The organism is Streptomyces chengmaiensis, from assembly GCF_029846775.1.
GTDB classification, from domain to species: domain Bacteria; phylum Actinomycetota; class Actinomycetes; order Streptomycetales; family Streptomycetaceae; genus Streptomyces; species Streptomyces chengmaiensis.
This window is the reverse complement of the sequence record NZ_JARWBG010000014.1, coordinates 127,132-149,540: the sequence shown is the minus strand read 5'-3', so window position 1 is coordinate 149,540 and position 22,409 is coordinate 127,132. Positions and strand designations below refer to the sequence as shown.

The window sequence follows — 22,409 nt, the reverse complement described above, 5'->3', positions numbered from 1 at the left end:
GGCGCGGGCTGCCCCGCGTCCGTCTCCCCGCCCGGCGCACCCGACGTCGCCGCCCCGGACGGGGCGGCGGGCTCCTGACGGGCCGCCGGCGGCGACTGCCGGCCGGGGCCGGGCGGTGCGGGGCGGTCGTACGGGCTGTCACCGCGGGTGCGCACCTGGGCCGGTTCCGCGCGGGGCGCGGGCGCCGCCGACTCCCGCAGCGCCGCGGCGATCGCTGCCGCCTTCTCCGGGGCCCGGAGGACGCCCTGGTCGTCCAGCAGCTCGGCGAGCCCTCCCGCGTAGCCCTGGCCGACCGCTCGGACCTTCCAGGCGCTCTGACGGCGGTAGAGCTCCACGGCGACGAGCGCCGTCTCCGCGCCCAGGCCGGTGATGGTGAAGCTGGCGATGTCGACGCCGTCCTGGCCGGTGACAGCCACGAACGGGGCCGCGCCCGCTCCGAAGGCGCCCGGGCGGCAGTCCTCGGGGAGCGCGAGCAGCACGTTCACCTGCTGCGCCGGTGCGGGCACGGCGTCCAGGTCGACGGTGAACTGCGGCGCCTGCGCGGCCGGGCTCGAGATGTCGAGGCCCGGCAGCGTGGGCGACGCGGGATGGGCGATCCATTCGTCGCGCACCGTCAGCCGGTCGTCGGCGTAGGTGGCCAGGGCCACGACCGGGCGGCCGGCCGATACCCGTATCTGCAGGCGGGTGTGGTGCAAGGGGTGGTTCTGCCCCCGGACCAGCTCGGCCGTCATCGGTTCCGTCCCCTCCTCGACGCGCTCGGGGTGCCCCCTGGCGCTCGGCGGCGCCGCGGTCAGGCTGCGCGGCGTTGGTGGCAAGCGGGGCAGCTCCCGGCGGCCGATGCCTCCGGGAGCTGCGGGTTCACGCGGTGTGCGTCCGGCCGCCGCTACAGGAGCGGCAGGATCGCCGGCATCAGGTCCTGGAAGGTGCGTCCGTTGGCGGGGTTGCCCAGGGCGGTCATCTGCCAGCCGCCGCCGGAGCGGTGGACCTTGGCCATGATCTGCGCGGTGAACTGGCCCCCGCCGTCGAGGGTGTAGCGGGCGAGCTCCTGGCCGTTGGTCTCGTCGACCAGGCGGCAGAAGGCGTTCTGCACTTCCTGGAACGTCTGGCCGGTGAAGGAGTTCACCGTGAAGACGATCTGGTCGATGTGGACCGGCACCCGCTGGAGGTCGACCAGGACGGCCTCGTCGTCGCCGCCGGAGCCCGCTCCGCCGACCAGGTTGTCGCCCGTGTGGCGCACGGAGCCGTCGTCGCTGACGAGATGGCGGAAGAAGACCACGTCCACCGGCTGCTTGTCGGCGAACAGGACCGCCGAGGCGTCCAGGTCGATCTCCCGGGTACGCGAGCCGAACAGACCGCGGCGCGGCGCCGCCTGCCAGCCGAGCCCCATCCGCACGGCGGTCAGGGTTCCCCCGTCGCTCTTCTGCAGGCTGATGGCCTGACCCTTGGTCATGTTGACCGTCACGCGCTGTCCCCTTCTCCCGAATTGCCGCCGCCCGTGTGTGCGGTTGTCTGGCACCCTACGCAGTCGGACGAATCACACAGCATGTGCGGCACGGTTTTGTGTCGGTCTTGCAACACACGGACGTGCCGATCTCAGGCGAGGCCCGCCTCCTTCATCTGCCTGAGCTCCTTCTTCAACTCGCTCACCTCGTCGCGCAGCCGGGCCGCCACCTCGAACTGCAGCTCGGCGGCGGCCGCGCGCATACGCTCGGTCATCTCCTCGATGATCCCGGCCAGTTCGGTCGCGGGCCGGTCGGTGAGCGCGGCGCCGGCCGTCTTGGCCTTGGTGGAACCGGCCGCGCCCGTGCCGGGTGCGCCGAGGGCCGGAACCGGCGCTTTGACGCCCTTGCCGGCCTTGCCTTCCTTGACCTGCCGGTAGCCGGTGCCGAGCAGTTCCTCGGTGTCGACCTCTTCGCGGGCGATGGTGGCGACGATGTCGTTGATCTTCTTGCGCAGCGGCTGCGGGTCGATTCCCCGCTCGGTGTTGTACGCGATCTGCTTGGCGCGGCGGCGGTTGGTCTCCTCGATGGCCTTCTCCATCGCCGGGGTGACCTTGTCGGCGTACATATGGACCTGGCCGGAGACATTGCGCGCCGCGCGGCCGATGGTCTGGATCAGCGAAGTGCCGGAGCGCAGAAAACCTTCCTTGTCGGCGTCGAGGATGGCGACCAGCGACACCTCGGGGAGGTCGAGGCCCTCGCGGAGGAGGTTGATGCCGACGAGGACGTCGAACTCGCCGGCGCGCAGCTCGCGCAGCAGTTCCACCCGGCGCAGGGTGTCGACGTCGCTGTGCAGATAGCGGACCTGGACGCCCAGCTCGAGGAAGTAGTCCGTGAGGTCCTCGGCCATCTTCTTGGTCAGCGTGGTGACCAGTACGCGCTCGTCCTTCTCGGTGCGCTCCCGGATCTCGTGCACCAGGTCGTCGATCTGGCCCTCGGTGGGCTTGACGACGACCTCCGGGTCCACCAGGCCGGTCGGACGGATGATCTGCTCGACGAAGCCGTCGGAGCGGGAGAGCTCATAAGGGCCGGGCGTGGCGGACAGATAGACGGTCTGACCGATGCGCTCCTGGAACTCCTCCCACTTCAGCGGACGGTTGTCGAGGGCGGACGGCAGCCGGAAGCCATGGTCGACCAGCGTCCGCTTGCGGGAGGCGTCGCCCTCGTACATCGCGCCGATCTGGGGCACGGTGACATGCGACTCGTCGACGACGAGGAGGAAGTCCTCGGGGAAGTAGTCGAGGAGGGTGTTGGGCGGGGAGCCGGGCGAGCGGTCGTCGAAGTGCATGGAGTAGTTCTCGATGCCGGAGCAGGAGCCGATCTGGCGCATCATCTCGATGTCGTAAGAGGTGCGCATGCGCAGCCGCTGGGACTCCAGCAGCTTGCCCTGTTTGTCGAGCTCCGCGAGGCGCTCCTCGAGCTCCCGCTCGATGCCGTTGATCGCCCTCTCCATGCGCTCCGGGCCCGCGACGTAGTGGCTGGCCGGGAAGACGTAGAGCGACTGGTCGTCGCTGAGGATCTCGCCGGTGAGCGGATGGAGGGTGGACAGCGCCTCGATCTCGTCGCCGAACATCTCGATGCGGACGGCGAGTTCCTCGTAGACCGGGAAGATCTCGATGGTGTCGCCGCGGACGCGGAAGGTGCCGCGGGTGAACGCGGTGTCGTTGCGCGTGTACTGGATGTCGACGAAGCGCCGCAGCAGCTGGTCCCGGTCGATCTCGTCCCCGATCTTGAGCGGAACCATCCGGTCCACGTACTCCTGCGGAGTGCCCAGGCCGTAGATGCAGGAGACGGAGGCGACCACGACCACGTCCCGGCGGGTGAGCAGGGAGTTCGTCGCCGAGTGCCGCAGCCGCTCCACCTCTTCGTTGATCGAGGAGTCCTTCTCGATATAGGTGTCCGACTGCGGGACGTACGCCTCGGGCTGGTAGTAGTCGTAGTAGGAGACGAAGTACTCGACGGCGTTGTTGGGCAGGAGCTCGCGGAACTCGTTCGCCAGCTGGGCGGCCAGGGTCTTGTTGGGCGCCATCACCAGGGTGGGGCGCTGAAGCCGCTCGATCATCCAGGCGGTCGTCGCCGACTTGCCCGTGCCGGTCGCGCCGAGCAGGACCACGTCCTCCTCACCGGCGCGGATACGCCGCTCGAGGTCGGCGATGGCCGTCGGCTGGTCGCCGCTGGGCCGGTAGGGGCTGACGACCTCGAAGGGCGCCACCGTACGTTCGATCTGGGTAACGGGCCGCATGGAACCACCGTACGACCCACCACTGACAACCGGGGCCGCGGACGGCGCGCACGGCAGTGGATCAGCGGCCCCCGCGGCCCTGGCGCGGGCCTCGGCCGACGGCCCGGCCGGCCGGTTCCCGACCCCTCTGCCGGGGCTGCCGGGAGGCGGCGGGCACCCCTGGGCGGGAGTCCCCGGCGACGCCCGTACGCCGTTCCGGCTCCCCCGTCACCAGCAGCGGGTCGAACATCACCACCACGCCGGCGAGCAGCAGAAAGACCGCGGGACCGATGAGCATCGGAGCCAGCAGGGCGGCGGCCGAGTCGCCGGGCGGCGCGGGGCCGGGTGCGGTGTGCAGATGGACGCTGACGGCCGCCATGCCGGTGTAGTGCATGCCGCTGGCCGCCACGCCCATCACCAGGCTGGCCCCGAGGCTGGCCGGGAAGCCGTGGATCGACACGGCGGCCCACAGCGCGGTGGTGGCGGCCACGACGGCGATCACCACGGACAGAGCGACGATCAAGGTGTTGTATTCGACGCGGCCGTCCAGCCGCATCGCCGCCATGCCGAGGTAGTGCATGGTGGCCACCCCGAGGCCGGTGATCGTGCCTCCGGTGACCAGGGCCATCCGGGTCGCGCCGCGGTAGCCGACGATGAAGATCCCGATGCCGGTCATCACGATGGCGACGGCGAGGCTGGCGAAGGTCGTCGGCCTGTCGTAGTTGACCTGCGTCTCGGCGACGGAGAACCCCATCATCGCGATGAAGTGCATGGTCCAGATGCCGGAGCCGATCGACGCAGCGCCCAGGGCCAGCCAGCCGGGCTTGAAGGAGCGCCCGGTGCGCACGGAGCGGGTGGTGCAGCGCAGGCCGAGGGCCCCGCCGAGGCAGGCCATCACATACCCCGCCACGGGCGTGACCAGCCCATAGCTGAATCCGTCAACAGTGCCCTGCATCCCCTCGCCCTTCGCCCCTGGTGGTCCCCCCGCGATCCAGCCCGACCCGGTCCCCGGCCGGATCCCCTGACGGGATGTCTGGTTCGGGGCGAGGGTATGACTCTCCGCCCGGCTGGCAAACATTTGAGCGGAGATTTGTCGATACAGAAACGGACACGTGATCCCGATGGGGTGAATCCGTTCACCTTGCGGCCATACTCCGCCTGTCCGCCGTTGACGCCCTGCTGCCAAGCTGTACGGGAGTGTGACGACACGACCTGGCCACAGCCGTATCGGCAGACCGCCGTAGCGACAACGCGAGGAGTCCCCGTGCCCTTACGCCCTGCCGCTGCCGCGGCTGTGACCGCCGCCGGCCTCACCGCACTGGTGCTGCCCGGCTGCGCCCCGGTCGGCTCCCTGTCCACCGCGGCGGCCGCGCGCGCGGCGGCCGCAGCGACGGGCTCCCCCGCCGTGGCGCACGCCTCCGCCACCCCGCTCGCCCGGGAGGGCTACGGACGCCGACCCGTCGTGATCGCCCATCGCGGAGCGTCCGCCTATGCCCCGGAGAACACCCTCGCCGCCGTCGACGCCGCTGCCTTCATGGGGTTCGACTGGGTCGAGAACGATGTGCAGCGCACCAAGGACGGCGTGCTGGTGGTGATCCATGACGACTCGCTGGCCAGGACCACGGATGCGGAGCAGCGCTTCCCGGAACGCTCGCCCTGGAAGGTCGGGGACTTCACGGCGGCGGAGATCGCGACTCTGGACGCCGGAAGCTGGTTCGGCGAGGAGTGGACGGGCCAGCGCGTGCCCACGCTGACGCAGTATCTGGACCGGGTCGAGTACAACGGCCAGAAGCTGCTGCTGGAGATCAAGAAGCCGGAGCTCTACCCGGGCATCGAGCACGACGCCCTGCGCGTGCTCGGCGAGGAAGGCTGGCTGGACCGCGGCCATGTACGGCACCGGCTGGTGGTGCAGAGCTTTGGGGTGGACACCGTGCGGGCCGTTCACCGTGCGAGGCCGGACGTCGTCACCGGCTTCCTGGGCAAGCCCCCGGTCTCGGAACTGCCCGCGTACGCGGAGTTCACCGATCAGATCAATCCCAGCCACACCTCTCTAACGGCCGACTACGTGGCCGCGGTCCACCGGCTCAAGGGCCCCCACCACAAGCCGCTGCGGGTCAGCACCTGGACGGTGAACGACGCGGAGGGCGCGGTCAGGGTGCGGGACTTCGGCGTGGACGGCGTCATCACCAACAAGCCGGACGTGGTCCGCGACGCGATCGAGGGGCGCTGACGCCGCCTGCGCGGCCTCGTTGTCAGTGGCGGGCCGTACGGTGGTTCGCATGATCTCCCAGGAGAGTCCCGACCCGACCGTCTTCGAGTGGTCGGTGCTGCATACGGACATCGGGCCGCTGCTGCTCGCCGCGACGGGCACCGGCCTGGCCAGCGTCGTCTTCCACGCCCGTGGGCGGGTGCACGAGGAGGCGCTCGGCCGACTGGCGCGGCGGCTGGCCGCCGACCCGGTGGAGCGGGCGTCGGGACGGCTGGCGGAGCCGATACGTCAGCTCCGGTCGTATTTCGCGGGAGAGCTGAGGTCGTTCGGACTGGCGCTCGACTGGTCGCTGTCCACCGGTTTCAACCGCCAGGTGCTGCAGAGGCTGGCGGCGGATGTGCCGTACGGAGCGGTGGTGGGCTACGGGGACCTGGCGACGCGGGTCGGGGAGCCCGGGGCGGCCCAGGCCGTGGGCGCGGCGATGGGCTCCAATCCCCTTCCGGTGGTGGTGCCGTGTCATCGGGTGGTGGAGACGGACGGCGGACTGGGCGGCTTCGGGGGCGGGCTGGAGACCAAGAGGAAGCTGCTGGCGCTGGAGGGGGTGCTGCCCCAGCCGCTGTTCTGAGGCGCGGGGAGGGCGGGACCGGAAACAGACCGGGGAACGGGGCCGGGAAACCGGCCGGAGGGGGGTGGAAGTGCGACGGAACACAGTGCCGTGCATGAGACGGGGCTGGCACACTGCGTCAGTGACCATAACCGTTGACGCGCCTTACATACCCGCCCGCGACCGCACTCCGGAACCGGTCCGATGAGCACGGCAGAGGACGCCCGGCCCCCCGGGGACGCTTCGTCGGGGATGTCGCAGACCGCCGAGGACGCCCGTCGCGTTGCCGACGGCGCGCTGCCCGCGCTGCGCCGACGCATCACGGCCGTGCTCATCGCCAGTCAGATACTCGGCGGACTCGGCGTGGCGATCGGCATCGCGCTCGCGGCGGTGCTGGCGCAGGATGTGAGCGGCTCGGAGGCGATGTCCGGGCTCGCGCCCACCGCCATGGTGGCGGGGACCGCGCTGCTGTCCATGCCGCTGGCCGCGGTGATGACCGCACGGGGGCGGCGGCCGGGGCTGGTTCTCGCCTATCTGATCGGAGCGCTCGGCGCGGGCGTGGTGGTCCTCGCCTCCCTCATCGGCAGCTTCCCTCTGTTGCTGATCGGCATGGCGGCGTTCGGGGCGGGCTCGTCGGCGAATCTGCAGGCCCGCTTCGCGGCGGCGGACCTCGCGGAGCCCGAGCGACGCGGCCGGGCGATCTCGACCGTCGTATGGGCGACGACGATCGGCGCCGTTCTCGGTCCCAATGTCGCAGCGCCCGCGGGCCGCAGTGTGTCGGGGCTCGGCATACCCATGGCCGCGGGGCCTTTCGTATGGGCCGCGGGGGTGTTCATCGTCTCCGCCGTGCTGGTTCTGGCGCTGCTGCGCCCGGACCCGCTGCTGACGGCGCGCGCGATGGCTCCGGCGGCCGACCAGTCCCCGGCCGGCCGTTCCCTGAAGGCCGGGCTGCGGGCGGTGCGCGAGTCCCCGCTCGCCCGGCTCGCGCTGGTCACCGTCGCCGCGTCGCACACGGCCATGGTGTCGATCATGTCGATGACTCCGGTCGCCCTGAGCCACCACGGAGCGGGGATCGAGCTGATCGGCCTGGTGATCAGCGGACATATCGCGGGCATGTACGCCTTCTCCCCGCTGATGGGCTGGCTCGCCGACCGCATCGGGCGGCTCTCGGTGATCGGGCTGGCGGTTGCGCTGCTGTCCATGGCGGCACTGTTCTCCGGCACCGCGGGGGCGAGCCACGGGCAGACCGCGACGGGCCTGTTCCTTCTTGGGCTGGGCTGGTCGGCGGGGCTGGTTGCCGGTTCCACACTGCTGACCGACTCGGTGCCGCAACCGGCCCGAGCCGCCGTGCAGGGACTCTCGGATCTGACGATGAACACCACCGCGGGCATCGGCGGCGCGGCGGCCGGGCTGATCGTCTCCCAGGCGGGCTACGGCTGGCTCAATCTGATCGGCGCCTGCCTGCTGCTGCCGATGGCGGCACTGGCGGTGCCGCGCGCGCTCGGCGCCGCACCCTCGGCCGCGGACAAGTCCGGCGAACCGGCCGGCCCCTGAGCCGGCCGGTGCTCAGAGGCTGATGTGGTACGCCTTGCGCAGCGTCTCGTGCACCGTCCACGTCGTGCGATCGCCCTCGCGCAGCACGCACGCGTCGCCGGGCCCGACGTCGAGCGTCTCGCCGCCCTCCACCTCGATCGTGGCGCGCCCGCTCACCACGACGAACAGCTCGTCGGCCTCCGTGTCCGTCACCACGCCCGGGGTGATCTGCCAGATGCCCCGCAGCTGGGTTCCGTCGGCGGACTCCCACAGCACCTTGCCGCTCACCACCGGCTCCCCGGAGAGGATCTGTACGGGGTCGAGGGGCTCGGGCTCCAGTTCCACATCCGCAATATGGACAACGAAGGACGGCGCCGTCGGATCAAAAGTCGTCATGGCGGGTCACCTTAACCGGACGCCCGGGATGCACCGCCGCACCCATGGCGGCCGGACAGACGTTTGAGCAGCCGGTCGCCGTGCCAGGGATGGGACATGCTGCTCACCGAGGAAGTACAGGAAGCGCTGGCCGACAGGCGTCCCGTCGTCGCCCTTGAGTCGACGATCATCGCCCACGGGCTGCCGCGGCCGCGCAATCTGACCGTCGCCGAGGAACTGGAGGCGCTCGTACGGGCCGGAGGGGCGGTTCCCGCCACCATCGCCGTACTGGACGGACAGGTACGCGTGGGGCTGGACAAGGACCAGTTGGAGCGGGTTGCCGCGGACGACTCCGTACGCAAGCTCGGCCACCGTGACCTGGCGCCCGCGCTGGCTGCCCGGGCGAGCGGGGCGACGACCGTCTCGGCGACGGCCTTCCTGGCCGCGCGGGCGGGGATCCGGGTCTTCGCCACCGGTGGCCTGGGCGGCGTGCACCGCGAGTGGACGGAGACCCATGACGAGTCGGCCGATCTGCGGCTGCTCGCGCAGACCGGGATCACCGTCGTATGCGCGGGGGTGAAGTCCGTCCTCGACGTGCCGGCGACGTTGCAGCGGCTTGAGACGCTGGGCGTGACCGTTCTCGGCTACGGGGTCGACCGGTTCCCCGGCTTCTATCTGCGGTCCTCGGGAGAGCCCGTCGACTGGACGGTCCGGTCCCCGGCGGAGGTGGCGGCGGTGATGCACGCTCAGGAGAGGCTCGACGGACCCGAATCGGCGCTGATTGTCGCGCAGCCGGTCCCGGAGGACGAACAGCTCGATCCCCAACTGCACGACACGGTGCTGGCGGAGGCGCTCGACGAGTGCCGGGAGCGGGGGATCAGCGGACAGGCCGTCACCCCTTTCCTGCTGGACCATCTGATGCGCCGCACCGAGGGCGCGTCGCTGGAGGCCAATCTGGCGGCCGTTCGCGGAAACGCACGGCTGGCCGCGCATATCGCGGCCGCCCTGTGAGCGACGCGCGCGAGGCAGCCGGGCGGCAGACAGCAACGATCCCCGGCACTCCGCCGAGCGAGCGGAGAAGCGAACAGGAGAGCACCGGCGGCGGGTTGCTGGTGGCGGGGGACGTCGTCACGGACGTCGTCGCCGTCCACCGGGCACCGCTGGCCCGCGGGACCGACACGGAGGCGGTCATCAGGATCCTGCCGGGCGGTGCGGGCGCGAACGCGGCCTGCTGGGCGGCTCGCTGGGGCCTGACCGATGTGCGCGTCCTCGCGCAGGTGGGGGCCGGCGACGCGGCCTGGCACGAGGGGCAGCTGCTGGCAGCGGGGGTGCGGCCGCTCCTGGTCGCCGACCGGGACGCACCCACTGCCACGGTGATCGCGCTTGTGGACGCGACCGCGGAGCGGACGTTCCTCACGGACAACGGCGCAGCGCTGCGCCTGGCGCCGGCAGACTGGTCGCCCTCGCTGCTGGAGGGGATCGGGCATCTCCATGTGTCGGGCTATCTGCTGTTCTCCGATGCAGGCCGCGGGCTGGTCCGGCTCGCCCTGGAGACGGCACGCAGCCGGGGTGTGACGACGAGCGTGGATCCGGCTTCCACCGGGTTCATCGCGGCGCTCGGGGTGGACCGCATGCTGGCCGCGATCGACGGCGTGGACGTCCTGCTCCCGAACGCCGACGAGGCCCGGCTGCTCACCGGCCTTCCGGACGCGGCAGACGCCGCGGCGAAGCTCAGCCGGATCGTCCCGTTGACCGTGGTCACTTTGGGCGCGCGGGGCGCGCTGGTGGCGCAGTCCGGCGCGGTCACGGCCCGAGTCCCCGGCATCCGGGCGCAGGCGGTGGATTCCACGGGCGCGGGTGATGCCTTCACCGGCGCTTTTCTGGCGGCCTGGCTGACCGGCGGGGACGCGGCACGGGCGGCGGCGGACGGCTGCCGGGCAGGCGCGGAGGCGGTCACGGCACTCGGCGGCCGTCCGTGGAAGGCGTCGGACGCGCAGCCTCCGGCGGTCGCGCCGGAAGCGGACGCAGGAGCGGGCCCGGGGGCGTAGCCAACCCCCGAGCCCTGTAGATGCCGCTCACGATCACACGCCGGCACGCTTGAGAGACCGGGTCAGTCATCATGTCGCCGCGTCCTGCCTTTGGACCACCGCGCATCGAGCTGCGCGGGCCGGAGTTGAACCGGCATTTCGACGTCCCAGGGCCCGGCCCCGGTCGATCCGGCGATGAGCGGCGAATGCTGAGTCTGGAGCAATAGTCTGAGATTGACGGCGGTCTGCCTCTGCCAGGTTGGGCTACCCCGGCCCGTCGAGTGCCGGGAGGAGGACTCGAACCTCCACTGGAACCGCACGATCACGACAAGCTTCAGCGTCAGCTTGCGCTCCTCGCGCACCCCGGCCGCACACAGGCGGCCGGGGAGTCTGCAAGGCTACCCGAACAGGTAGCCGAACACGGCGTCGCCCACCCGCTGGTCGACGACCTCCGTGCCGTTCGCCTCCTCTCGGGCGAACTTCACGGCCTGCTGGAGCTTCTCCACACGGTCCAGCAGTTCGTTGACCCGGCGGGCCGGGAGGGCCCCGGAGAACTTCACCGTCGTCCAGTAGCCGACGGGTATGTCCTCGTAGTACACCTCCACCTGGGCCGGGTGCTTGTCGGTGGCCTCCGCCTTGACATGGTTGCGCGGCACCTTCTTCGTGCGGACCGTGCGCACGGCCTCCGTCTTCCACGCGTCGGTCGACGGGTCCTGGGTCCAGGACTCCGAGGCGTCGAGGACGGGGAGTTTGCGCACGAACGTGTTGAGGTCCGCAAGCTGCTTCTCCAGGAAGAGGAGATAGGCCACCGGCACTTCGCCGAGCAGCACCCGCCCGTCCACCGTCACATCCGCGCGGGCGGCGCAGTTGGCCCAGTCCTTGGTGGCGGTCACATCGAACAGCCGGGTCAGCGTCTTCGCGGTGTCGCGCAGCACGTCCTCCGCCTTGACCTGGACCCTGGTGGACTCGGGCGGCAACTGCTCGCCCTCCTCGTCCTTGGGCTGGTACGTACGGGAGATGCCGACGAGCAGCGCGGGCTTCTGGAGGCCGTGGTGGGCCGCCGTCAGGTCCTGGTGCGCCTTGGACTTGACGCCCTTCTCCACTGCGATGATCTGATTGAGTTTCGCCACGTCGGCCAACCTAGCAATCCGCACCGACAACCTCGAACGATTAATCGACCACCCGTAGGCGTCGGGTGGCCTGGGTACGTTCCCGGCATGGATCTGGTGGTGATCGAGCCGCGGAGGCGGCCGCACTGCGCGGAGTGCCGCCAGGGGCCGCTGCCGCTCCATGTGCTGGAGTTCAACGCTCCGGTGTGCCTGGACTGCGCGGACCTCGCCCATCTGGTCTATCTGCCGCGGGGCAGCGCCGCCCTCACCCGACGGGCCCGTGAGGCGAGTTCGCTGTACGCGGTCGTCGTCCGCTTCAACCGCCGCCGCGGTCGCTATGAGCGTCAGGGCCTGCTCGTCGAGGAGGCGGCGCTGACCACGGCGGAGGCGTCGTGCCTCGCGGACGCGGAGGCCCGGGCCCGCCGCAGGGAGCGGGACGCCCTGCGGCGGGCGGCCGAGGATGTGCGGTTCGCCGGGGCGCTCCTCCGCGAGATCCTGCGGCTCTTTCCGCGCTGCCCTCAGGAGCGCGCCCACGAGATCGCCAGGCACACCTCGGTGCGCGGAAGCGGCCGGGTGGGCCGTACCGCCGAGGGCCGTTCCCTGGAGGAAGGCGCGGTGACGGCGGCGGTGCGGGCTTCCGTGCGGCATCTCGACACCGAGTACGACGCACTGCTGACGGCGGGGGTCTCCCGTCGGGCGGCACGGTCGCAGGTGGCGTCGGCGATCGACGCGGTGCTGACGTCCTGGCGCGCCGGGGGAGGGACGCCACCGTAGCGGCGTCCAGGTTGCGGAGCCGTCGCGACCGCCGTCCGGGGCCTTGAGGACGGGCCGGGCGGCGTCTCAGCGCTGCCGCGACACCCGTACGGCAGCCGCCGCGGGACGGGAGCGGCGGTAGAGCACCAGGCCGCCGAGGAGAAGCGCGGCACCCGTCGGCAGGGCCAGAGCGGCAGTCGAGCCCACGCCGCTCTCGGCGAGCGCGGACGGCTTCGGGGACTCGGGCCGGGGCTCCGCCGCCTTCGGCGGGGTGGCCGGCCGCGGTCGTACCGGAGGCTCGTCCGTGCCGTTGGACGAGGAGTTGCCCATGGCTGCATTGCCGTTGCCGACGACATTCACGGTGTTGCCGCTGACATTGACGGGCAGATCGACCGGCAGCTGCACGCCATTGCCGGAGACGACTCCCGGGGAACCCGTTCTGCTGCCTTCGACGGCGGCGCCGGTTCCGCTGCCCCGCGCGGCGCGGTCCTTGTTGACGCAGGCGTTTCCGGCTGTCGGGTTGAGCAGTCCGACGACATTGGCGGTGTTTCCGCAGACGATGAGCGGGACGTTCACCGGAAGCTGGACCGTGTTGCCCGCCAGCACGCCGGGCGAACCGGCCGCGCCGCCCTCGGCGTGGGAGTCGGCGTACGCCGACCCCGCCACGGCGAGTGCACCGCCGGTGAGCGCTGCGACCGCCAGTTGCCTGCGAGCCTTTCGGTGAGCTTTCCTCATGGGTTTTCCTGCCTTCAGAAGAAGTTCACGGGCAGCAACTGCCCACACCCGGATAACGCCACGAGGTGCCGAGCGGGTTTGTCAAATACGCCTTTCACTCCATTGAGTGGGCGGTCTTTCGAACTGGCCGTCACCCTTCGTGGTCCTGGATGCGGCGGCCTGCGACGCGCCGGGTCAGCGCCGGGAGCAGTTCGGCGAGTTCGGTCGCCACGGCGGGCACGTCCACGGTGAGAAGCCGCCGGTACCGCATCAGGACGCGGCCGTCGACGACCGTGGTGCGCACATCGGCTGAGCGTGCGCTGTGCACAAGGGCAGCCGCAACGTCATGCAGCGGCTGGACGTGCGGGCCGGTGAGGTCGACCCGGATGAGATCGGCACGCCGCCCGCTCCATGCGGGCTGCCGTGAGCGTCTGGGTCACCAGCCGGCGGATGCGGGTGTGGTGCGGCGGGTCCATGTTGAGGAGATTGGCGTCCAGCGCGGGCGGCAGGACGAAACCCCGGCATCCGCCGGGCGCGGCATGGCGCTTGTCGAGGCAGAGACGCGGGTCGGCGAGCGCCCCGCGCACATCGGCATACCGGGTGACGAGCCACGCGGGGGTTCCGTCCGGGCCGGACACACGGACCACGGGGCCGGTCTCGCGCAGCCGGGCGCAGACCGCGTAGCGGTCGGCGAGCAGCTCACCGGTGAGGTCGTCGAGGGGCGCGGAACCGGGTGCGGCGGTTGCCATGCGTACACCCTGGACAACAGTCCGTGCTCGGCCCGAGAGGGGGCCAGGGCACCTGTCGAGCAACAGCGGCCCACGGGATATCTTGATGTCGAGCAATGTTGCAGATGCGGAGACGTGGAGCGGAGCACCCGGTGACTGACTCGACCATCATCTATACGCACACCGACGAGGCGCCGGCCCTGGCGACGCATTCGTTCCTGCCGGTGATCCAGGCGTACGCCTCGACGGCCGGGGTCCGTGTGGAGACCCGTGACATCTCCCTCGCGGGCCGGATCATCGCCGGCTTCCCGGAGCGTCTGGAGGAGGACCAGCGGATCGATGACGCGCTCGCCGAGCTCGGCGAGCTGGCCAGGACTCCCGGCGCCAACATCATCAAGCTGCCGAACATCTCGGCCTCGATTCCGCAGCTGAAGGCGGCCGTCGCCGAGCTGCAGCAGCAGGGCTACGCGCTGCCGGACTACCCGGACGACCCGAAGACCGACGAGGAGCGGGAGATCCGCGCCCGTTACGACAAGGTCAAGGGCAGCGCCGTGAACCCGGTGCTGCGCGAGGGCAACTCCGACCGCCGGGCTCCGGCATCGGTGAAGAACTACGCCAGGTCCCACCCGCACCGCATGGGCGCGTGGACGGCGGACTCCAAGACCAATGTCGTGCATATGACGGCCGACGACTTCCGCTCGACCGAGAAGTCCGCGGTCGTCGCCAAGGCGGGTTCGCTGCGCATCGAGCTGGCGGGCGACGACGGCAGCACGACCGTGCTGCGCGAGTCCGTGCCGGTGCTGCCGGGCGAGGTCGTGGACGCCTCCGTGATGCGCGTGGCGGTGCTGCGTGAGTTCCTCGCGGCGCAGGTGGCGCGTGCCAAGGCCGAGGGCGTGCTGTTCTCCGTGCACCTGAAGGCCACGATGATGAAGGTCTCCGACCCGATCATCTTCGGTCATGTGGTGCGGGCCTTCTTCCCGAAGACCTTCGCCGAGCACGGCGAGGCGCTCGCCGCGGCCGGCCTGAGCCCGAACGACGGCCTCGGCGGCATCTTCAAGGGCCTTGAGTCGCTGCCGAACGGTGCGGAGATCAAGGCGTCCTTCGACGCCGAGCTCGCCGAGGGCCCGGCCCTGGCGATGGTCGACTCCGACCGCGGCATCACCAATCTGCATGTGCCGAGCGACGTGATCGTCGACGCCTCCATGCCGGCCATGATCCGCACCTCCGGCCACATGTGGGGGCCGGACGGCCAGGAGGCCGACACCCTCGCCGTCCTGCCCGACAGCAGCTACGCGGGCGTCTACCAGGTCGTCATCGACGACTGCAGGGCGAACGGCGCCTTCGACCCGGCGACGATGGGCTCGGTGCCGAACGTCGGCCTGATGGCGCAGAAGGCCGAGGAGTACGGCAGCCACGACAAGACCTTCGAGATCCCGGCCACCGGCACGGTGCGGGTCGTCGACGAGTCCGGCGACGTGGTGCTGAAGCAGACGGTGAGCGCGGGCGACATCTTCCGCATGTGCCAGACCAAGGACGCGCCGATCAAGGACTGGGTGAAGCTCGCCGTCACCCGCGCCCGTGCGACCGGCGACCCGGCCGTCTTCTGGCTGGACGAGGGCCGCGCCCATGACGCCCAGCTGATCAAGAAGGTCAGGGCGTACCTGCCCGAGCACGACACCCAGGGCCTGCAGATCGAGATCCTGTCGCCGGTCGAGGCGACGAAGTTCTCGCTGGAGCGGATCCGCCGCGGCGAGGACACGATCTCCGTCACCGGCAATGTGCTGCGTGACTATCTGACCGACCTGTTCCCGATCCTGGAGCTGGGCACCAGCGCCAAAATGCTCTCGGTCGTCCCGCTGATGAACGGCGGCGGGCTGTTCGAGACCGGCGCCGGCGGCTCCGCGCCCAAGCACGTCCAGCAGCTGGTCAAGGAGAACTACCTGCGCTGGGACAGCCTCGGCGAGTTCCTGGCGCTCGCGGTCAGCTTCGAGCACCTGGCGCAGACCACGGGCAACGCGCGCGCCCAGGTGCTCGCGGACACCCTGGACCGTGCCACGGCGACGTTCCTCAACGAGGACAAGTCGCCGAGCCGCCGCCTGGGCGGCATCGACAACCGCGGCAGCCACTTCTACCTGGCGCTGTACTGGGCGCAGGAGCTGGCGAAGCAGACGGACGACGCACAGCTCGCCGAGGCGTTCGCCCCGCTCGCCAAGACGCTGACCGAGCAGGAGCAGACCATCGTCGACGAGTTGCTCGCGGTGCAGGGCTCACCGGCCGACATCGGCGGCTACTACCAGCCCGAGGTCGCCAAGGCATCGGCCGTCATGCGTCCGTCGCAGACCTTCAACCAGGCTCTGGCCTCGCTCGCCTGACGGGACGGCTCCCGTCTGACGAGGCGGCCGACGCCCCGGCCGTCTTGCTCCGCCCCGGTCGGCACATGCCGACCGGGGCGGAGGTGTTCTCCCGGCGGAGGCGCTTTCCCGCTCTCATCTCTCCAGCAGGGTGGAGAGCGCTCCGACGGGGTCCGCGTCGGGCGTCCCGCGGGGCCACCAGTCCTCGCGGTCCCGGTCCGACTCATAGCCGTACCAGAGGCCGTCGCGGCCGAAACGGAGCTGGACGGCATCGGCGGACAGATGGTTGCGCCAGGGGCGGAAGGACGGCAGGCCGGCGGCCGCCAGGGCGGGGCGGGCCCGGTCGAAGGCCCCGGCGGGCGGGTCCCATGGTTCTTCGAGCACCGCGAGGGCGGCGAGGCCGCCCTGCCGCCAGGCGGCCACCGCTCGGGCCAGCTCGGTCGGCGTGCGGTCGGCGGCGGCCGCGAGGTCGCGGTAGAGCGCGCGGGTGGAGGCGGTCAGCCCCGATCCCGGGTGCGCAGCGGCCAGCCGCACCGCGTCCTGCCACGGAGTGAGGTCTCCGGCGGGGTCGTCGCCGGTCGTCAGCAGGGCGTGGGCGCGGGCCGCGGCCTCCGTGGCCAGCTGGTCGAGGGCGAGGGGGTCGGGCGTGAAGCCGCCGGGCGCCGCGGGTCCCTGCGGATAGACGGGCGGCCGGCCCGGCCGGACGGGCGGCGGGAAGGGCGGGGGAAGCGGAGGCAGCCCGGACGGGTCCTTCGCCACGGCGTCGCGGGCCGGAACGGTCGGCAGTGCGGGGGCGGCGTCCGCCGGGGCGCGCTCTGCCGCCGATCGCGTCGCATTGCGGCGGGCGAGGTCGGAGAGGATCTCGCGCTCTCCCCTGCCGCGCATCAGGAACAGCACGAAGGGGTCTTCGTCCAGCAGCCGGGCCGTCTGGTAGCACAGCGCGGCCGCGTGCTTGCACGGGTATCCGTCGTCGGGGCAGGAGCAGTCGGGCACCAGGTCGCCGGGGGCCGGCAGCAGCTCGGCGGCGGCCGCGAGGGTGTGCGGCACGTCCTTGTCGAGCAGGGCGGCGATATGGTCGGGACGGGCCGCCGCTGCGGCCAGGACGTCTCCCCACTCGTCGTCGGACAGGGGGCGCACCCGGATCTCCGCACGGTACGGCCGCGGCCGGCTGCCGTGCACATACGCCGTCACCCGGCCCGGAGTGACCGTGATCGCGTCGACGTGGCCGCGGGCCGCGTAGTCCCGGCCCCGGGCCAGCCGCGCCGGGTCGAGCGCGGTGTACTCCAGCGCCTCCGCCCAGGCGTTGCCCCACCAGCTGGCGGCCGGCTCCGCGCCGCTGAGCGGCTCCAGCGCGGGAAAGGTCCGCCGGCGGTCGTCGTGCCGCAGCGGGGACGGCGTGCCGCCGCGCCGGCCCCGCGGGCTCATGACGCCCTCCTCGGACAGCTCATGGGGACCTCCTGAGGGAGACGAGATCGGCCAGCTCACGGTCGGTCAGCTCGGTCAGGGCCGCCTCCCCCGATCCGAGGACCGCGTCCGCCAGCGCCCGCTTGGAGGTGAGCAGTTCGGCGATCCTGTCCTCGACCGTGCCCTCCGCGATCAGCCGGTGCACCTGGACCGGCTGGGTCTGGCCGATGCGGTACGCCCGGTCGGTGGCCTGCTCTTCGACGGCCGGGTTCCACCACCGGTCGTAGTGGATCACATGCCCTGCGCGGGTGAGGTTCAGCCCGGTGCCGGCGGCCTTGAGGGAGAGGATGAACACCGGTGTCCGCCCGGACTGGAAGCGGTCGACCATACGCTCGCGTTCGGCGACCGGGGTGCCGCCGTGGAGCAGCTGGGACGGGACGGCGCGGGACTCCAGATGCGCCGAGAGGATCCGGGCCATGGCCACGTACTGCGTGAACACCAGGGCGGAGCCCTCCTCGGACAGGATCGTCTCCAGCAGTTCGTCGAGCAGCGCCAGCTTGCCGGAACGGCCCGCCAGTCGGGCGCGGTCCTCCTTGAGGAACTGGGCCGGGTGGTTGCAGATCTGCTTGAGGGCGGTGAACAGTTTCATCACCAGCCCGCGGCGCGCGATGCCTTCCGCACCCTCGATCGCGGCCATCGCCTCGCGCACGGTCGCCTCGTACAGCGAGGCCTGCTCCCGGGTGAGCGCGACGGGGTGATCGGACTCCGTCTTCGGCGGGAGTTCGGGGACGATGCCCGGGTCGGACTTCTTGCGGCGCAACAGGAACGGGCGGACCAGCCGCGCCAGACGGCCGGCGGCCTCGTCGTCCTCGCCGCTCTCGACCAGACGCGCGTGGCGGGCCCGGAACGCCTTCAGCGGGCCGAGCAGCCCGGGCGTGGTCCAGTCGAGCAGCGCCCACAGCTCCGAGAGGTTGTTCTCCACAGGGGTGCCGGTCAGGGCGATGCGCGCGGGCGTCGGGATGGTGCGCAGCGCTCTGGCGCCAGCCGAGAACGGGTTCTTCACATGCTGCGCCTCGTCCGCGACGACCATGCTCCAGGAGTGTGCGGCCAGCTGCTCCGCGCTGGTGCGCATGGTGCCGTAGGTGGTGAGCACGAATCCGCCGTCGTCTGATCCGGGCAGGGTGCGGCTCGTGCCGTGGAAGCGGCGCACGGGCACACCGGGGGCGAAGCGGGCGATCTCGCGCTGCCAGTTGCCGAGCAGCGAGGCGGGGCAGACGACGAGCGTGGGGGCTGTGCGGGCGCGTCTGAGATGGAGGGCGATCACCGTGACCGTCTTGCCGAGGCCCATGTCGTCGGCGAGGCAGCCGCCGAGCCCGAGCGATGTCATCCGGTCCAGCCAGGCCAGACCGCGCAGCTGGTAGTCGCGCAGCGTGGCGGTCAGTTCTTCGGGAGGGGCGACCGGGTCCGAAGGCCCGGCGATCCGGTCGCGCAGCGCCGCAAGCGTCCCGGTCGGCACGGCCTCCACCGTCTCGCCGTCCACCTCGGCCGTCCCAGTCAGGGCCATGGCGAGCGCGTCGACCGGCCGGAGCAGCCCCAGCTCGCGTTTGCGCGCCTTGCGTACGAGACCGGGGTCCACGACGGCCCACCTGTCGCGCAGCCGGACGATCGGGCGGTGGGCCTCCGCCAGCGCGTCCATCTCGCCCTCGGTCAGCGGGTCGCCGTCCAGCGCGAGCTGCCAGTCGAACCTCAGCAGTTCGTCGCTGTCGAAGAACGGTGTGCCGTCGGTGGCAGAGCCGGGCGCCGCGGTGGCCCGGACCACGGCGGACGCGGTGAGCGTGCGGGCCAGCTCCTTCGGCCAGTGGACGGCGACGCCGCAGTCGCCGAGCCGGTCCGCTCCGGGCCCGAGCAGCTCGTACAGCTCGTCCTCGGTGAGCGGGAGCACATCGGGGACCTCCCGCTCGAGCAGGCGGGCGAGCGGCGGCCAGGCCCGTGCGGCGCGGCGCAGGGCCAGCAGGGCGTCGATCGTGGCGCGCGGGCCGAAGTGTTCCCCTCCCCCGCCGGCCCACAGCCGGGCGGCGTCCGTGACGAGCGTGGGGTCGGCCAGGCTGTGCACCTGGACGAGCGCCGCTGCCGCCCGGCGCTCGTCGCCTCCGTCCTCCGAGGTGTCGAAGAGCTCAAACGCGGAGAGGTCCAGTCGCAGCGAGACCCGGACTCCGGCGTCCATGCCGACGGCGGCTTCCGCGGCCCACTCGCGTGCCCCGGGCAGATGCTGGGCCGCGGACGAGGCGAAGGGAGCGCCGTACGCGTGCGCGGCGGCCGGGGTGCGGGGCAGGCTGTCGGCCACCGCGTCGAAGAACGCCCGCACCAGGCCCTCGGGCTCGGGCAGCCGCAGGGGACGCAGATGCGGGACGGGGACTGCATGCGCCTCGTACGGCATGGCGGCGGCGATGGCGCGCAGCTGGGCGATGTCGTCCGCGTCGAGCGGGCCGGCCCGCCAGGCGTCGTGATCGCCCGCGGTCAGTCCGGGCAGAAGCCTGCCGCGGGCGGCGAGATGCAGGGCGTGCTGGGCCGCCGCGCCCCAGCAGACGGCGGACGGGTGTGCCTCGCGGGCGTGCCTGGCCCGCACGAGCAGGGGGATCGCTTCGGAGACGGGCATCAGCGCGGCGGGAACGGCCCGCGTGCGGACACCGCGGCTGTGCGGCCGGACCAAGGTCACCTGTCCGGTCGCGGCGGGGAGCCGGTCGCCGTCCGCACTCCAGAAGGCGACCCGGCCGTCTCTCGGAGGCTCGGCCGGCAGGAACACCGCCGCACAGGCGTGCAGGGGGTGCGCACCGTCCCTCGGTGTCTTGGTCACAGGGTCGCCTCCCCTGGGTCGCAGCTGCCCCGAGCATCCTCGGGCTTCGGACCCACGACCTTACGGGCAGGGACTGACAATCCCCTCTGACCTGCGATGCAGCCCGGTCGGCTAGCCGCCGCGGGGCTCGTCGTCGGGGATGTGGGGCGCCGGAAGCCTCTCTGCCGTCGGCTCGGGCCCGGGCTCGAGGCCGGGCGCAGGCTCCGGCAGCGGCGGCGACTGTTCCGGTTCGGGTCCGGGTTCCGGTTCCGGACCCCGTTCCTGCTGCGTCGCGGGGGAAGGGCCCGGTGTCGGCGTGGACACGGCCGGCTGTGCCGGAGCCGACTGGTCAGCCGGCTGGTGCGCACGCTCCAGGAACCTCAGCAACTCCACCGGGAACGGCAGCACCAGAGTCGAGTTCTTCTCGGCGGCCACGGCCACAACGGTCTGCAGCAGCCGGAGCTGCAGCGCCGCAGGCTGCTCCGACATCTCGTGAGCCGCCTGCCGCAGCTTCTTGGACGCCTGGAGCTCCGCGTCCGCGTTGATGACCCGGGCCCGCCGCTCTCGGTCGGCCTCCGCCTGCCGCGCCATCGAACGCTTCATGGTCTCGGGCAGCGACACATCCTTGATCTCCACACGGTCGATCTGCACACCCCAGCCCACGGCCGGGCTGTCGATCATCAACTCCAGCCCCTGGTTGAGTTTTTCACGGTTCGACAGCAGATCGTCCAGATCACTCTTGCCGATGATGGAGCGCAGGGAGGTCTGCGCCATCTGCGAGACGGCGAACCGGTAGTCCTCGACCCGGATGATGGCGTCCGCGGCGTCCACGACACGGAAGTAGACGACGGCGTCGACGCGGACGGTGACGTTGTCGCGGGTGATGCCCTCCTGGGCGGGCACGGGCATCGTCACGATCTGCATGTTCACCTTGTGCATCCGGTCCACCAACGGAACGATCAAGGTGAATCCGGGCGATCGCACGTTCCTGTGCAGCCGCCCGAGGCGCAGCACCACGCCCCGCTCGTACTGCTTGACCACCTTGGCAGCCGCCATGAGGTACACGGCGCATGCGGAAACGGCCGCGACGCCCGCCGCCACCAGTTCCTCGACCATCGGGGGCACCCCCTGCCGTACGAGCCCGACGCCTCTTGGCGCTCTTCGCACTCTTCGCGAGGATTAATGCCAAGATATGTCCGGTATACCCGCCTGGTCGAGCCTTCACCCCGTGGGCTCTGCGACACAGGTGCGCTCAGCCGCCGTTTCCTCCTGATGCGACGGCGCCCGGAACCGACGGCCGCGCCCGCACACAGGTGCCCTCGTCCGTGAGATACGCGTCCACCGCCAGTCCCGCCGCCCAAAGGTGTGCTTCGAAGTCCTCCGTGCTCAGCGGCCGGGACCGGAACGTCTGCGTCCAGCGCGCGTCAGGGAAGGCGTACTCGATATGGAGCGAGTGGGTGCCGTCCCCCAGCGGTTCCGAGGAGACGAACCGCACCGTGTATCCGGCCGGATCGACACGCTCCTTCGGCAGCCCGGTGTGCGCGTCGCGCGGCTCCCGCTGGATCAGCACACAGCCGTCGTCCTTCACATGGCGGCGGCAGGTCCGCAGCAGCCCCTCACGCACCCGGTCGTCACCCGTGTGCACCAGATGAGACGCCAGCACGACGACGTCGAACTTCTCCCCCAGCTCAAGGCTTTCGATCGGGCTGCGCACGGTGCGGCGCGCGCCCCGCACGTGCTCCAGCATCTCCGCGGACTCGTCCACCGCCGTCACGGCGAAGCCGCGCTCCACGAGCGGATGCGTCATCCGTCCCGTGCCGCTGCCCAGTTCGAGCAGGGACGCGCCTGCGGGCGCCGCGGCCTCGATGATGTCCGGCTCCGCGCCCGCCGGCAGCCGCCGGTACAGCTCGACCGCACAGCCGTCCGGCGTGATCGCGCCCGGCCCCGTCCCCTGATGCCCCTCGCGTGTCAGTCCGCCCATACCTCTCGGAACGCCCAATGGACCGTCTCCGTTCCACGCCGGGCGAGGCCTCCCTTCGGCCGGTCGTC

General features: G+C 71.6%; 18 protein-coding genes and 3 pseudogenes. 7 read left to right on the top strand and 14 right to left on the bottom strand.

The features are described from left to right. The 4 genes from QCN29_RS14775 to QCN29_RS14760 all read right to left on the bottom strand — a co-directional run. On the bottom strand, positions 1-731 hold a 731-nt coding region (locus tag QCN29_RS14775; RefSeq protein ID WP_279928408.1), incomplete at its 3' end, for a TerD family protein. A gap of 152 nt (positions 732-883) precedes the next feature. Continuing rightward, on the bottom strand, positions 884-1,462 hold the full coding sequence (locus QCN29_RS14770; RefSeq protein ID WP_240139114.1) for a TerD family protein: 579 nt from the start codon (positions 1,460-1,462) through the stop codon (positions 884-886). A 131-nt stretch (positions 1,463-1,593) separates the two neighbouring features. Beyond that, the gene (gene uvrB / locus QCN29_RS14765; RefSeq protein WP_279928406.1) at positions 1,594-3,741 is read right to left on the bottom strand and encodes an excinuclease ABC subunit UvrB; all 2,148 of its coding nucleotides are present in this window, start codon (positions 3,739-3,741) and stop codon (positions 1,594-1,596) included. Positions 3,742-3,802: 61 nt separating this feature from the next. Then, positions 3,803-4,675, bottom strand: coding sequence for an MHYT domain-containing protein (locus tag QCN29_RS14760; protein WP_279928404.1), 873 nt, complete (start codon positions 4,673-4,675; stop codon positions 3,803-3,805). A gap of 450 nt (positions 4,676-5,125) precedes the next feature. Here QCN29_RS14760 and QCN29_RS14755 point away from each other — a divergent pair, with 450 nt between their 5' ends. The 3 genes from QCN29_RS14755 to QCN29_RS14745 all read left to right on the top strand — a co-directional run bounded on the left by QCN29_RS14755 (position 5,126) and on the right by QCN29_RS14745 (position 8,087). Then, positions 5,126-5,950 carry a glycerophosphodiester phosphodiesterase gene (locus QCN29_RS14755; RefSeq protein ID WP_279928427.1) on the top strand — a complete coding sequence of 275 codons (825 nt, stop codon included), beginning with the start codon at positions 5,126-5,128 and terminating at the stop codon, positions 5,948-5,950. 49 nt (positions 5,951-5,999) lie between these two features. Beyond that, the gene (locus QCN29_RS14750; protein WP_279928402.1) at positions 6,000-6,554 is read left to right on the top strand and encodes a methylated-DNA--[protein]-cysteine S-methyltransferase; all 555 of its coding nucleotides are present in this window, start codon (positions 6,000-6,002) and stop codon (positions 6,552-6,554) included. A 231-nt stretch (positions 6,555-6,785) separates the two neighbouring features. Further along, positions 6,786-8,087 (top strand): MFS transporter, encoded by a 1,302-nt coding sequence (locus tag QCN29_RS14745; protein WP_279928425.1) that lies wholly within the window; start codon positions 6,786-6,788, stop codon positions 8,085-8,087. A 12-nt stretch (positions 8,088-8,099) separates the two neighbouring features. On the opposite strand, the gene QCN29_RS14740 is transcribed toward QCN29_RS14745, so the two are convergent. Further along, positions 8,100-8,462 (bottom strand): cupin domain-containing protein, encoded by a 363-nt coding sequence (locus QCN29_RS14740; RefSeq protein ID WP_240139110.1) that lies wholly within the window; start codon positions 8,460-8,462, stop codon positions 8,100-8,102. Positions 8,463-8,558: 96 nt separating this feature from the next. Here QCN29_RS14740 and QCN29_RS14735 point away from each other — a divergent pair, with 96 nt between their 5' ends. Beyond that, complete coding sequence (locus tag QCN29_RS14735; RefSeq protein ID WP_279928400.1) at positions 8,559-9,452, top strand: pseudouridine-5'-phosphate glycosidase; 894 nt, start codon at positions 8,559-8,561, stop codon at positions 9,450-9,452. A gap of 38 nt (positions 9,453-9,490) precedes the next feature. Then, positions 9,491-10,489 carry a carbohydrate kinase family protein gene (locus QCN29_RS14730; RefSeq protein ID WP_279928424.1) on the top strand — a complete coding sequence of 333 codons (999 nt, stop codon included), beginning with the start codon at positions 9,491-9,493 and terminating at the stop codon, positions 10,487-10,489. A gap of 261 nt (positions 10,490-10,750) precedes the next feature. Here QCN29_RS14730 and QCN29_RS14725 read toward each other — a convergent pair. Together QCN29_RS14725 and QCN29_RS14720 are read right to left on the bottom strand one after the other, a co-directional pair. After that, positions 10,751-10,836 (bottom strand): annotated as a pseudogene (locus QCN29_RS14725). A 30-nt stretch (positions 10,837-10,866) separates the two neighbouring features. After that, complete coding sequence (locus QCN29_RS14720) at positions 10,867-11,598, bottom strand: DUF7873 family protein (protein WP_279928399.1); 732 nt, start codon at positions 11,596-11,598, stop codon at positions 10,867-10,869. An 87-nt stretch (positions 11,599-11,685) separates the two neighbouring features. Here QCN29_RS14720 and QCN29_RS14715 point away from each other — a divergent pair, with 87 nt between their 5' ends. Next, positions 11,686-12,351 carry a DUF2293 domain-containing protein gene (locus QCN29_RS14715; protein ID WP_279928398.1) on the top strand — a complete coding sequence of 222 codons (666 nt, stop codon included), beginning with the start codon at positions 11,686-11,688 and terminating at the stop codon, positions 12,349-12,351. Positions 12,352-12,417: 66 nt separating this feature from the next. Here the strand turns inward: QCN29_RS14715 and QCN29_RS14710 are convergent, their stop codons facing one another. The 3 genes and pseudogenes from QCN29_RS14710 to QCN29_RS14700 form a co-directional block, all read right to left on the bottom strand. Beyond that, a complete protein-coding gene (locus QCN29_RS14710; RefSeq protein WP_279928396.1) occupies positions 12,418-13,065 on the bottom strand; it encodes a chaplin in 648 nt (215 codons plus the stop codon). A 130-nt stretch (positions 13,066-13,195) separates the two neighbouring features. Then, a pseudogene (locus QCN29_RS14705) lies at positions 13,196-13,450 on the bottom strand (amidohydrolase); the annotation flags it as partial. Position 13,451: 1 nt separating this feature from the next. Continuing rightward, positions 13,452-13,793 (bottom strand): annotated as a pseudogene (locus tag QCN29_RS14700) (cytochrome P450); the annotation flags it as partial. 131 nt (positions 13,794-13,924) lie between these two features. Here QCN29_RS14700 and QCN29_RS14695 point away from each other — a divergent pair. Beyond that, the gene (locus QCN29_RS14695; RefSeq protein WP_279928395.1) at positions 13,925-16,144 is read left to right on the top strand and encodes an NADP-dependent isocitrate dehydrogenase; all 2,220 of its coding nucleotides are present in this window, start codon (positions 13,925-13,927) and stop codon (positions 16,142-16,144) included. A 114-nt stretch (positions 16,145-16,258) separates the two neighbouring features. Here the strand turns inward: QCN29_RS14695 and QCN29_RS14690 are convergent, their stop codons facing one another. The 4 genes from QCN29_RS14690 to QCN29_RS14675 all read right to left on the bottom strand — a co-directional run bounded on the left by QCN29_RS14690 (position 16,259) and on the right by QCN29_RS14675 (position 22,341). Then, on the bottom strand, positions 16,259-17,548 hold the full coding sequence (locus QCN29_RS14690; RefSeq protein WP_279928394.1) for an SWIM zinc finger family protein: 1,290 nt from the start codon (positions 17,546-17,548) through the stop codon (positions 16,259-16,261). Between the two features lie 19 nt (positions 17,549-17,567). Next, on the bottom strand, positions 17,568-20,381 hold the full coding sequence (locus tag QCN29_RS14685) for a DEAD/DEAH box helicase (RefSeq protein WP_279928393.1): 2,814 nt from the start codon (positions 20,379-20,381) through the stop codon (positions 17,568-17,570). 111 nt (positions 20,382-20,492) lie between these two features. After that, on the bottom strand, positions 20,493-21,476 hold the full coding sequence (locus tag QCN29_RS14680) for a slipin family protein (protein WP_279928392.1): 984 nt from the start codon (positions 21,474-21,476) through the stop codon (positions 20,493-20,495). A 136-nt stretch (positions 21,477-21,612) separates the two neighbouring features. After that, positions 21,613-22,341: a class I SAM-dependent methyltransferase gene (locus tag QCN29_RS14675; protein ID WP_279928391.1), complete on the bottom strand. Its 729-nt coding sequence runs from the start codon at positions 22,339-22,341 to the stop codon at positions 21,613-21,615. Positions 22,342-22,409: the final 68 nt, after the last annotated feature.